We start from the raw sequence: 12326 nt of genomic DNA on the forward strand, positions 1-12326 counted from the left end.
TATATTGATGGTGTATACTCTACCAAACCATTTACCCTAATTGTTTACGCATAAACATATTTTTAATAATATTTCCAAGAATCCTCATAAATCGGAAGAAGAATAGGGTTTATTAACGTATTAATCTCTAGTTCTTTCTTTTCCCCATTACGATCAACAATATTGGCATCCTCATCTTTTCCAAATGTTGTGAGACTCTCTATTAAATCATTCGTAATATATTTCGTTTGCACTTTCTCTTCGATAAATAGCTCAGCGACTTCAACTTCCTTTCTACTTGCTAATACAAATCCCCAGTTACCAAAGCTTGGCACATCCACATGAAGAGGTATCGTAAACAAGCCTGTCGATTCAATTGTATGATGGATTGTCCAATAAACTTCCACAGCAAAAACAGGACTAGTCGCTTGTATCATAGCTGCTCCCCAAGGTTGTAGGTGATTGCGCACTAGCGAGTAGAACTCTTTCGTATATAATTTATTAATACTTTCGTTATTCGGATCTGGTAAATCAACAATGATTACATCATAAAGATCTGAACCAGATTTTAAAAATTCAAATGCATCGTCATGAACCACAGTGACCTTTTCATGTTGAAAGGCCTGCTTATTTAATTCTTTTAAAAAAGGGTGTCCGATAGCTAAATCAACTACAGCCGGGTCTAAATCTACTACCGTAATATGCTCAACATCGTCATACTTCAGAATTTCTCTTACCGCTAATCCATCCCCTCCACCAAGCACTAAAATATTGCTCTTTTCAGTTATAGACATAACAGGATGAACTAATACCTCATGATATCGATGCTCATCGATTGAGCTAAATTGTAATCCACCATCTAAATAGAATCGGATATCTTCCCCTTGGCGAGTTAATACTATTTTTTGATACGTGCTTTCTTCCATATATATAATTGGATCACTATACATCTTTTGCTCTAGTTTGGATGTAAGTGGCTGACCGAACAATAAACCTAATAGCAATAGTATCGCTATGACAGTTCCTATCACAGTATGTAACATGACTCTCTTAATTTCTTTTCGGAATAGGAAAAGTATGACGAGTGCAACAATTAAATTAATACAACCAACAAAGAAAGCAGATTGTATCATTCCTAGCTGTGGTCTTAGAAAGAAAACAAATAGTAAACCTCCTATTAAGCCACCAGCATAGTCAGAAAATAGTACACGAGCTGTAGAACGCTCAAGCGTGACTCCTATTTCATTTGCTTTTCTTATTAAAATCGGGAGTTCTACCCCTGTTAATGCTCCAATTACTAGTGTGATTGTGTAAAGGAATAGTGCATCAATACCATTGGCACCAAATGCTGTCAGGGTAAACATAGTTAAGCTCGAAAAGCCACCAATTAAGGCCACTAAATATTCAATATAAATAAAAGATAGCACCAAATTTCCAGTAACTTTCTCACTTAAACTTGCACCAATCCCCATTCCCGTTAAGAAAAGTGAAATCGTTAATGTATACTGTTTGACGCCGTCTCCTAGTATATAAGAACCGATGGCACCAAATAACACTTCAAATACAATGCCACAAATCGAAACGATACCCGATGCCCAATAAATAAAATTACTTTGTTTTGTCTGTTTTACGTCCATAAAATGACCACTTTCTAAAGTTTACAACTTATCCTTATGTAATAGATGCACCGATTACAAATGCTAATCCAATTGAAACTCCTAGTGAAATAATACCGACAGCGATATTATTATCTTTCAATTGCTCTTCCACAGAAAATTTACGCGTGAAAGCTTCGAATAATAAATAGGCTATCAACTGTAGGAAAACACCAAACGCACCCCATATAATTGTCTCGATGATTTCTATACTATGATATATTGCAAATACTAAGATAATACAGATACCGATAATTTTGCCAGTTATTGAAAGGGCTACTGCTTGATTTCCTTGCTTAATTTCTTCCCAATCCTTATATTGACGTGTCATCCATTCGAATATAAGCAATCCTATTAAAACTGTTACAACTGCTACGATAAAGTAAAGAAACGTTAAAATAAATGGTTCCATATCTATTCCTCCATTCTAATTTGTTTATTTCCCCGCACTTGGGCCACCGCCTCGGAAGGACCCCATACCACGTTGCTTTGTCGTTCCACTTCTATTAGTTGTATAACCTCCATAACAATCATTCGTCCGGCAATATCTACTCCTATTTCTAGACCAATCATCTGCGCCAAGCATAGAGTCGATCAATCGTATTGTAAAGTAGGTAGATAAGAAATTCGGAGAGTAATTATTACGAACAAACTCATCCGTCGCAACCTCAATAATCGTTACATCCGCGTCCACTTCACTATCTTTAATAAATACAAAGTGATCGGGATAAATGAGAATTTGTTGTTGATCTATGTAATCACTGACTTCTTCAGGGTTTGTAGTATGAACTAGTAATTCCGCCAACTCCTGTACGTCAAGTTCAGAAGTAGCATAGACATTAGAAACAGATTGTTCCCCAGAGACACTTTCGATAAATGTAAATGAATTACCAATTATTCCTTCTAAAGTCGGAGCTGTATTATTCTCTAATTGGTTTACTATTTCTTCCCTCGATGGTTCACCAATTAACTGGTCTTTAATCGAATCATTATCGTTATAGGAAGAGAATTCTGTATAAGAGGAATTACTGCAACTTGCTAATAAAACTAGTGATAAGAATACGATTCCCCCTAAAACATATCGTTGCAATACCTTCCACCTCCTTACTAAATAATCAACCATTATTTATAATATAATGCATTACGCTAATATTCCAATGTAGTTTTGGGTTTCTTTTAATTTTATGCATGATAAAGTCGGAAAGAACCGTACGTAATGACGGTTCTTTCCATGGTGGTGTCGGGTTATTTACCTAGTTTTTTCTTTAATTCTTCCAATTCACTATCAACACTGCTCTTTTCTAAGTCTTTAAATTCATCATCAAGTGTTTTTGATGCTTGAGAGATATCCTCGGATGTATCTGCTTCTGCTTCAAAACGAAGAACCTTTTCTTCCATTCGTTCAAAACCACGTTTCGACTGGTTATTATCAATGGATGATAAGGAACGATTCATTTTAGTTCGTGCTTTTGCAGATTCGGCACGTGCTTTTAATGAATCCTTCTTCAACTGCATCTGCTGATATTCCTTTTTCATTTCATCTAGCTTCTCACGTAATGCATCAGCGTCTGATTTCGTACGTTCCCAAGATTCTTTTAGACTTACTGCATTTGCTTCATGGTCTTTTTTGTCCTCTAATGCTCGACGTGCTAAGTCTTCATTTCCAGCTTCAATGGCTTGCTCAGCTTGCTGTTGACGTTTTTGTACTAACGCTTCAGCATCATCATACTTACGCTTAAGCATTTTCTCATTCGCTATTTGTTTTGCTACAGCTGTTTCGGCTTCTCGAATATCTTCTGCCATATCTCGCATAAAATGATCTAACATTTTTACTGGATCTTCCGCTTTGTCTAGCATCGAATTCAACTCAGAGCTTACTACTGTTTTTACTCGTTTAAAAAATTGAAACATTTAAATTCCTCCTTAGTTAGAACCTGCAATTATTTTTATTTCAAATGGCTTTATTGGATAGCCAATACTCACTTCTACCTCACTACCCCAGATTTCTATACTAAGAAACGAACTATCATCTTCCTTAGCATATTCAGCATAAGTAACGGTTTGACCTGTAAGATTTTCACTTCTACCCTCACCAGTTACTAGAGCTTCACCCTTCTCTATAAAGTAATATGTCTCATTTTCATATGTGAGTTCATTCGGAATATCTCTAGCGCGAGGTAATTTTATTGGTTTATAAATCCCTAGCTCTACTTCATCATCCATTGAAGCTGAAAGCCAAATCGATTTATTGGCTCCTGTAAGCTGATAACTGAACCATTCATACTTACCTTGTCGATAAGCTATTTTACCAACTGTCTCATAGTCTTCTAGGTCATATTCGACAATATCGCCAACTTGTATGGTAAATGGATCTCTAGCCTTCACCTCTTTTGTCTTTTTTTCTTTAGAAAAAAGCTTTGATATCAAACCCACTTAGGTGCACCTCTTCTCTTTCAATCGGGTGTTAGTATCATTTACGGTTACTTTTATTAAAAAGTTTCGTTTTTTTTAGAAATTTATTTATTATTTTATGTTACAGGAAATCTTGAGACTTTTCTATTCATGTGCGAACAATTACATCAAATTACTATATTTATGTTTTTTTAGATTAAAAATGTGGAATGAACTATATATATTGCAACACATGTAAACGTGTACGTGATATAATATAGATGAAGAATAGAAGGGAGCGATCGAAATGTCTTTTGAATATGATAAAATTTTAGTTGCAGTCGATGGATCTGATGCTTCAGAACTAGCCTTTAAAAAAGCAATTGATATCGTGCATCGAAATGATGCAGAATTATATCTTGTTCACATAATCGATACCCGAACGATTACGACGGTCGCACCAGAAGTATACGATCAAACTTTAGCAAAGAGATCAGAAAATTATGCACAATCCCTTTTAGATGACTATAAAAATCGCGCAGAAAAAAAAGGTATTACTGAAATAACGACACACGTAGAAATAGGCTCTCCAAAAGTGAAAATCCCCAAAGACATAGCAAATAAATTTGAAGTAGATTTAATTATTTGTGGTGCTACCGGAATGAATACTGTAGAACGATTCTTAATCGGCAGCGTATCCGAAAGCATAACACGCCATGCTTCCTGTGATGTGTTAGTAGTTAGAAGTTAAAAGTTAGGATAAATAAGGACATTCTTTATTCAGCAAAAAAAGAAAAATCCGAATGACCAATAGGAACTGTTTCCACTTCCTCCATGGTCGTTCGGATTTCTTATTTGTTATTTTTAAATTAAGCGAAGTGTGTCTCTTGCAATCATTACTTCTTCATTTGTAGGAATAATAATGACTTTAACAGGTGAATGTGGATAGTTAATAAATGCTTCTTTTCCACGCACATTATTGAGAGATGGATCCCAATAAACACCCATAAATTCAAGACCTTTAAGAACTCGTTCTCTAATTGTTATACTATTTTCACCTACACCTGCAGTAAAGATAATTGCATCTACTCCATGCATTCTAGCTGCATATGAACCAATGTATTTGTGAATACGATCTGCAAACACGCCTAGTGCTAATTTTGCACGTTCGTCACCTTCATCTGCACGTTCTTGAATATCTCGTAAATCACTTGAGAATCCAGAAAGTGCAAGCATTCCACTTTGCTTATTCAAGACATTCATAACTTCGTGAGCTGTTTTACCAGTCTTCTCCATAATGTAAGGGATCAGTGCAGGATCAATATTACCAGATCTTGTCCCCATTGTTACACCCGCCAACGGAGTGAATCCCATTGATGTATCAATAGACTTTCCGTTTTCGATTGCAGCAATACTTGCACCATTACCTAAGTGACATGAAATGAGTCTCAGTCGATCTAATGGTAATCCCATTAATTCAGCTGCTCGTTCCGAAACATACTTGTGAGATGTTCCGTGGAAACCATATTTACGAATTCCGTACTTTTCGTAATATTCGTATGGAAGACTATATAAGTAAGATTGCTTTGCCATGGTCTGGTGAAAAGCAGTGTCAAATACAGCTACTGCAGGAACATTTGGTAATACTTCTTTAAATGCGCGAATACCCGTTAAGTTAGCTGGATTGTGAAGTGGCGCTAATTCGGATACTTCTTCAATTTCCTCAATTACTTTATCTGTAATTAAGACAGAATCATTAAATTTCTCTCCACCATGGACAACACGATGTCCAATTCCATCAATTTCATCTAGGCTTTGGATTACACCTACAGATGTTAACTGTTCGAGTAACAGTTTTACCGCAACTCCATGGTTCGGTATATCTGTTGTCATTGTTTCTTTATTATCATTAAATTCTATCGTAAATACAGAATTTTCGATTCCTATTCTCTCAATTAGACCTTTCGCTACCTCTACCTCATTCGGCATCTCGATTAATTGAAACTTCAAGGAAGAACTTCCGGCATTTATTGCCAATATTCTTTGCATGCTTTCAATCCTTTCTTCTTATCGCTGACTGTATGATCAATTTTATTGTTATTTCCTCTGGCTTCATATCCATTTTAACCACCGTCTAATCTTATTTGCAACAGAAAGGTCTAATGATAACGTTTCCTTTGAAAAATCTTTATTTTCTGATAACTTTAACCCATTTCTTTTTGGAACCACGAATCAATTTGGCGCAAAATCGCGGATGTCTTGTTCGGATCTTTTAAGGAAGGCAGTGCAGCCATTAATGTTTCTTTTGGAGGTTTCGTACCTTTACCTTTTTTCTGAATAATAAAGATACTTTTCCCATGTTGTTCTGATTTAAACATTGATAATGGCAGTTGAAGAAATCCAATAATATGAGCATTTTCTCTTAAGTATTCTTGTAGCTGTTCACTTTGATCACTTGTAAAAAGGAAATTAGGTACTAAAAATAATAAATACCCTCCAGTTTTGGTGTAATTCATTCCTTGCTCTATGAATAAATGATGGGCATACGAGTGTCCCTCTTTAGCTTGCAGTTTATACGTTGATGCATTCATGTCATCTGGATAGTATCCTACAGGCAAATCAGCAACTACTACATCTACAGGATCTAATAATAATTTTTGCAAGCTATCTTGGTGAAAGAATTCAATATTTAATTGTTGTAGATTAGCACTTGCCACTGCTATTTGTAGCAATGTAGGATCAATTTCACTACCATATCCTTGGATTTCTGCTTTAACTTGATTCATAACCGTTGTAAGTAAGTTTGCCGCTCCACTAGCTGGATCAAAAATACGAAAAGCTTGCTCGTCCTTCATTAATTTTTGAATAAAATACCCCATAAACATGGCAACCGAATCAGGTGTTATCACATGTTGATGCTGTGTTGAGCCCTTCATCCCTTTTATTAGTGCCAATTGAATAGTTTTTCGTACTGATTCACCGTCCGTGCCTTCTTGATTTACTGTTTCGTAAAGCTGATTAAAAGATTGTGAATTCACTCCATTTGGGACCTCACCCTTCTGAAGTGATTGCATGACGATAGAAAGGCTATCTAAATATGGTTCGTTATTAGCTTCCATGTAGGTTTCAATTAGTTTGTCCAATGTATAAAATGCTTTTTCTACTTCAAATGTCATTATGTTTCCTCCCGCTCTAAAAAATCTTGTTTTCTCTATAACAAATCCTCTATTTCATACTAACATTTCACCTAAAACATTAAAAAGGTAGTGTAAAAATGGTGTGCGATTCTTCCATTTAATTATGTCCAAACAAAAACACCTGCTGTTAATCTATTATGATGGCAGCAGGTGTTTTCGTCTACTTGAATGCATTTGTGCAGATACACTTTATTTTTTCTCTTCTTCTTTTTTCAGTTCTCTCTTATCTTTCATCCATTCGGTAATTTGCTCCGCTAGTTGCGGTGCTTTTTCCAAAAGTTTATCATAAGCGCTATTCGATTCGTTAAATGAGAGCAACTCCACCCCATCTTTCTTTGCAATTAAAAATGCTGAAGGAGTAATCGACACACCGCCACCACTCCCCCCACCAAATGGGATGATTGACTCTTCCTCACTACTGTTTCCTTCACCGCCTCCACCACTCTTTTCACTGCCTCCAGTGAATTCACTACCTCCTGCAGCGAAACCGAATTTCACCTTAGAAAGTGGGATGATAACACTCCCATCCGGAGAGTCAATCGGCTTTCCTATAACAGTGTCCACTTCGATCATTTGCTTTAAATTTTCCATCGTTAACGACATAAAACCTTCTAATGGGTGTTTGTTTTCATCAGACATTAAACGTACTCCTTTCTAAGCTTCCATGCTTTTATAGTTTTAACAAGTTTTATCGATATCATACAAGAACCTTTTACATACCAGTCGTTGCCTGCAAAATCCGCTGCAACATTCAATTGCCAGTTCTTTTCTTGGTTTAGCCATTCTTTTATTGTCGTTAAAAACGGATAAATCATAGCATTCAGTACTACGTCATCTGTTCCTACTACAATATCCCCTTCTATCCATTCCAATTGTATTTCCTGTCGTAAACGCTTCAATAAAGGACGTAATTCCTCTTTGCGTTTTCCCTCACTTTTAGGCAGGCTTAATTCATCTAGTTGAATGGTTTTCTTATATATTGTAAAAAAATAGACAGATGCTCGTACGTTAAAATAGGCACTTTCATCATCTATATGTAAGTTGATCGTCATATAAACGGTTGAGAATGCGATAAAAATAATAATTATAACTATAATTAACAATAGGATACCGATAATCCAAAAAATCATGTAACCACCACCTATTGGATAGTATTTACTGTATTGGAACAACTTAATCATCGATTCTTAATAATTGGGTTTCACAAAAAAAAAGTGATATGATAGAAGAAATTCTCGAAAGACTGGAGGCACATGTTATGTCAAAGCACAGAAATACTATCTTTTTCTATTACAAAAAAGAGAAAGGTACCGAGTCTAAATTTACTGCTTTACAAGAAGAGGTTGAACAATATGGCTATAAAGTAGTAACAACGCCTGATGAAGCCAATATTATCGCAAGCATTGGCGGAGATAGTGAATTTTTGCAAGCGCTAAGAAAAACCGAATTCAAACAAGACGCTCTTTATGTGGGAATTAAGCGTAGCAATGAAGATGGTCTATATTGTGACTTCGAGTTAGATGATATCCAAGGCATGTTAAACGCAATGAATCGGGATGAAATTGAAGTAAGAAAATTCCCTACAATTGACGTTAGCATTAATGGTCAATCTGATCTTCAATGTCTAAATGAAGCTACCATCCGCTCCTCCATTATTAAATCAATTGTAATGGATCTCTATATTGATGATGAGTACTTTGAGACCTTCCGTGGTGATGGATTGATTGTTTCTACACCTACAGGAAGTACTGGCTATAACAAATCTACAAATGGCGCTGTTATCGACCCGAAAATTCCTTGTTTCCAAGTTTCTGAATTGGCTTCTTTAAACAATAATCGATATAGAACACTCGGATCCTCCTTTATACTAAATGAAAATCGTTCACTTCGTTTAGAGATTGTTCAAGACGGAAATGATTATCCGATTATTGGTTTAGATAATGAAGCGTATTCCATACAAAATATACGTACGATTGATATTAAACTCAGTGATAAAATCGTGAAGACTGTTAAATTGAAAAACAACTCTTTCTGGCATCGTGTACAAAGGACTTTCTTATAAAAAAACTTAGCTAGAACTAAGCTAACACAGGAAATTTGATTAGGTGGTGATATTCTTTCATTGCATGGTAAGAATATCACCTTTTTTAATCTACCTTTATACAACAAAAAGGATAGTGCGTCTTTGCACTATCCCTTTTGCTGTTTGTTACCTATTATTTTTTAATATTTAATTATTGTTGTGTACCATTTAATTGCTGTTGAGCCATTTGAACAAGGCGTTTAGTAATCTCTCCACCTACTGACCCGTTAGCACGTGATGTAGTATCAGCACCAAGGTTTACACCAAATTCAGATGCAATCTCAGTTTTCATTTGGTTAAGTGCTTGCTCTACACCAGGAACTAGTAATTGGTTTGAGTTGTTGTTGCTTGCCATGATGTTTCACCTCCTCTTGAGTACATTTCTATGATGCACGAGATGAGGTAAATTCATTCATTTATTTAATTGGTAGTTGTTGTTAATCTGCTCAACATCTTACTGTTGGAGTTATTAAAACAAGTCATCCCATTCTTGTTGCTTTTGCTCAGTTTTTATTTCAATGGTTTCTATGTTGTCTAGAATGTTGGCTAACTCTTTTTCTGTCTCGATTGCCTTCTCAAATTCTTCAACTTTTTCAAGTCTTGGTTTTGTTTTCGGAGATTTTGGTACAAATACCGTACAACAATCTTCATATGGTCTTATAGAAATTGGATAGGTGTTTATTTCTTTTGATATATCGATGATTTCTTCTTTATTCATTGTAACTAGTGGTCGTATGACTGGATAGTTTGTTACTGCATTAATCGCAAACATACTTTCCATTGTTTGACTTGCAACCTGTCCAAGACTTTCTCCTGTTACTAATGATAAAATACCGCGTTTTTTTGCAACTTGTTCACTAATACGCATCATCATTCTACGCATAATCGTCATCGAATATCCATTTGGAACTTCACGATGGATAGTCTGCTGTAATGCCGTAAAAGGTATAATATGAACCTTTACAGAGTGACCATAATAGGCTAATTCTTGTGCTAAATCCAACACTTTCTCTTTTGCACGCTCACTCGTATACGGAGGTGAGTGAAAATGAATTGCTTCGAGTGCAAGTCCTCGTTTCATCGTTAAATAGCCAGCCACTGGACTATCAATACCACCAGATAGAAGTAAAAGTGCTTTTCCAGAAGAACCTACTGGAAGTCCACCAGGTCCTTCCACTTTGTTAGACGTCAAATAAGTAGCATCAGATCGAACATCTACCGTAATTTCTAAATCAGGGTTATGCACATCCACTGTAATATCTTCTGTATTAACTAGTAAATGAGAGCCTAATACGTGATTTATTTCTTGTGACCCGATTGGAAAATTTTTATTAGATCGTTTCGTAGTGATTTTGAACGTTCGTACTCCTTCTGTTTCCGTTAGAATGCGAAGTGCCTCTTTCTTAATTTCCTCTATCTCATTTTTAACTTTAAATGCCAAACTCATATTTTGTATACCAAAAATTGACGAACAACGGTCTAATATTTTATCACCATTTTCACCGTTCAGTCTAATGTACATTCTATCCCATTGTGTTTCAATACGTACACTCGGATACGAATGAAGAGCTTTTCTCACATTCGTTTCTAATTGATGTGTAAAAATTTTGCGATTTCTACCTTTTAATGATAACTCGCCATAACGGACGACGATATGATCATACTGCATTCTTATCTACCTCATTACTTCATAGAGTTTTTGTAGTACTTCTTTTAATTTGTTTAGAAAAACTTCTAATTCCTCTATTGTATTATCATAAGACATACTAATACGTAGACCAGAAGTGGTAATCTCTTTTTCTCTCCCACAAGCTGCTAGCACTAAACTTTCGTCCGTACTTTTAGAAGAACATGCAGACTTCGTCGAAATAAAAATTTCATTCTCTTCTAATGCATGGATAACAACTTCTGGTTTTAATCCTGGCACAGAAAAATTCACAATATGTGGAGCAGATTTTTCTGCTGGTGTATTAATACGCACATCTTCTATTTTGTTCAATTCTCGGGTTAAAAATTGCTTTAATTCATGTAAATGGTTGCTTTTCTCATTTTGTACTTCTGCTTGAAGTCGCATTGCTTTCACTAAAGAAACAATTCCAGGAACATTCTCTGTCCCAGAACGAACTCCTCTTTCTTGGCCACCACCGTGATTTAATGTGAATATTTTCACACCATTTCTTATATATAAAATACCAGTCCCCTTTAAACCGTGAATTTTATGTCCTGAAATAGTTGCCATATCTACTTTAGACTCTTTTAAGGACAGAGGAACTTTACCGAATCCTTGAACAAAATCTACATGATAGAAAATTTTCGGATAATCCTTTAGAATTTGTCCGATTTCACGGATAGGCTGAATCGTTCCTATTTCATTATTCACATGCATAATAGACACAAGTATCGTGTCGTGACGAACACTATCCTTTAAACGATCGATAGATACTCTACCTTCTTCATTAACGGGTAAATAGGTAACTTCAAATCCAAGCATTTCTAATGACTTGCAAGCTTCTAAAACGGAAGGATGCTCTATCTCCGTCGTAATAATATGTTTACCTCTATTTTGATGGGCGAGGGCAGTTCCTTTAATTGCCATATTGTTCCCCTCTGTTCCACCTGATGTAAAAATGATTTCATCCTCATCCACTTGTAGAATGGACGCTGCTTGTTGACGTGATTTTCTAAGCAATCTTTCTCCATCTTGACCTAATCCATGAATAGAAGAAGGGTTGCCAAAATAATGTAAAGCAGCTTGATGGAAGCTTTCTACTACGGATTTTCTAGGCTTTGTTGTTGCACTATTATCTAAATATATCATGTTGTCCCCTCCTTCACTTTCATTACAATCTTTATATAGTACCATAATTTCCGCGGAACGAAAACCAGCATTTTTTGTTTGTTTGTGTCAAGTATTTCTCAAGGACGCTAAACCCTCAATAGATAGAGCTTTCTCTTTTTGTACACTTAACTGGAAATTCTACCGCGCTACGCTTGGTTTCCACTTCCGATAGAGAACCTTTA

At 35.8% G+C, this 12326-nt stretch carries 14 protein-coding genes; 2 read left to right on the forward strand and 12 right to left on the reverse strand.

The annotated features are described in order from the left end of the window. Window positions 1-62 precede the first annotated feature (62 nt). The 5 genes from GGQ92_RS13500 to GGQ92_RS13520 form a co-directional block, all read right to left on the reverse strand. Window positions 63-1616 carry a polyamine aminopropyltransferase gene (locus GGQ92_RS13500; RefSeq protein ID WP_184249983.1) on the reverse strand — a complete coding sequence of 518 codons (1554 nt, stop codon included), beginning with the start codon at window positions 1614-1616 and terminating at the stop codon, window positions 63-65. A gap of 34 nt (window positions 1617-1650) precedes the next feature. After that, on the reverse strand, window positions 1651-2046 hold the full coding sequence (locus GGQ92_RS13505; RefSeq protein ID WP_184249986.1) for a DUF350 domain-containing protein: 396 nt from the start codon (window positions 2044-2046) through the stop codon (window positions 1651-1653). A 24-nt stretch (window positions 2047-2070) separates the two neighbouring features. Then, the gene (locus GGQ92_RS13510) at window positions 2071-2724 is read right to left on the reverse strand and encodes a DUF4247 domain-containing protein (RefSeq protein ID WP_184249989.1); all 654 of its coding nucleotides are present in this window, start codon (window positions 2722-2724) and stop codon (window positions 2071-2073) included. Window positions 2725-2879: 155 nt separating this feature from the next. Continuing rightward, window positions 2880-3545, reverse strand: coding sequence for a PspA/IM30 family protein (locus tag GGQ92_RS13515; RefSeq protein ID WP_184249992.1), 666 nt, complete (start codon window positions 3543-3545; stop codon window positions 2880-2882). A 12-nt stretch (window positions 3546-3557) separates the two neighbouring features. Continuing rightward, window positions 3558-4067 carry a DUF4178 domain-containing protein gene (locus GGQ92_RS13520; protein WP_184249995.1) on the reverse strand — a complete coding sequence of 170 codons (510 nt, stop codon included), beginning with the start codon at window positions 4065-4067 and terminating at the stop codon, window positions 3558-3560. A 265-nt stretch (window positions 4068-4332) separates the two neighbouring features. On the opposite strand from GGQ92_RS13520, the gene GGQ92_RS13525 reads away from it, so the two are divergent. Continuing rightward, window positions 4333-4776, forward strand: coding sequence for a universal stress protein (locus GGQ92_RS13525; RefSeq protein ID WP_184249998.1), 444 nt, complete (start codon window positions 4333-4335; stop codon window positions 4774-4776). Window positions 4777-4889: 113 nt separating this feature from the next. Here the strand turns inward: GGQ92_RS13525 and GGQ92_RS13530 are convergent, their stop codons facing one another. The 4 genes from GGQ92_RS13530 to GGQ92_RS13545 all read right to left on the reverse strand — a co-directional run bounded on the left by GGQ92_RS13530 (window position 4890) and on the right by GGQ92_RS13545 (window position 8352). Next, the gene (locus tag GGQ92_RS13530; protein ID WP_184250002.1) at window positions 4890-6074 is read right to left on the reverse strand and encodes an acetate kinase; all 1185 of its coding nucleotides are present in this window, start codon (window positions 6072-6074) and stop codon (window positions 4890-4892) included. 155 nt (window positions 6075-6229) lie between these two features. Beyond that, on the reverse strand, window positions 6230-7201 hold the full coding sequence (locus tag GGQ92_RS13535) for a class I SAM-dependent methyltransferase (protein ID WP_184250005.1): 972 nt from the start codon (window positions 7199-7201) through the stop codon (window positions 6230-6232). 210 nt (window positions 7202-7411) lie between these two features. Further along, complete coding sequence (gene ytfJ, locus GGQ92_RS13540) at window positions 7412-7861, reverse strand: GerW family sporulation protein (RefSeq protein ID WP_184250008.1); 450 nt, start codon at window positions 7859-7861, stop codon at window positions 7412-7414. After that, window positions 7861-8352: a hypothetical protein gene (locus GGQ92_RS13545; RefSeq protein ID WP_184250011.1), complete on the reverse strand. Its 492-nt coding sequence runs from the start codon at window positions 8350-8352 to the stop codon at window positions 7861-7863. The genes ytfJ and GGQ92_RS13545 overlap by 1 nt, the downstream gene beginning before the upstream one ends. Window positions 8353-8480: 128 nt before the next feature. Between GGQ92_RS13545 and GGQ92_RS13550 the strand changes: the two genes are divergently transcribed. Beyond that, complete coding sequence (locus GGQ92_RS13550; protein WP_221437323.1) at window positions 8481-9284, forward strand: NAD kinase; 804 nt, start codon at window positions 8481-8483, stop codon at window positions 9282-9284. Between the two features lie 172 nt (window positions 9285-9456). Here the strand turns inward: GGQ92_RS13550 and GGQ92_RS13555 are convergent, their stop codons facing one another. From GGQ92_RS13555 to GGQ92_RS13565, 3 genes are all read right to left on the reverse strand, one after another. Further along, on the reverse strand, window positions 9457-9660 hold the full coding sequence (locus tag GGQ92_RS13555) for an alpha/beta-type small acid-soluble spore protein (RefSeq protein WP_184250017.1): 204 nt from the start codon (window positions 9658-9660) through the stop codon (window positions 9457-9459). A gap of 114 nt (window positions 9661-9774) precedes the next feature. Then, window positions 9775-10974, reverse strand: coding sequence for a tRNA uracil 4-sulfurtransferase ThiI (gene thiI, locus GGQ92_RS13560; RefSeq protein WP_184250020.1), 1200 nt, complete (start codon window positions 10972-10974; stop codon window positions 9775-9777). Between the two features lie 6 nt (window positions 10975-10980). After that, the gene (locus tag GGQ92_RS13565; RefSeq protein ID WP_184250023.1) at window positions 10981-12123 is read right to left on the reverse strand and encodes a cysteine desulfurase family protein; all 1143 of its coding nucleotides are present in this window, start codon (window positions 12121-12123) and stop codon (window positions 10981-10983) included. Window positions 12124-12326 lie beyond the last annotated feature (203 nt).

The organism is Gracilibacillus halotolerans (assembly GCF_014206945.1).
Classification (GTDB): domain Bacteria; phylum Bacillota; class Bacilli; order Bacillales; family Amphibacillaceae; genus Gracilibacillus; species Gracilibacillus halotolerans.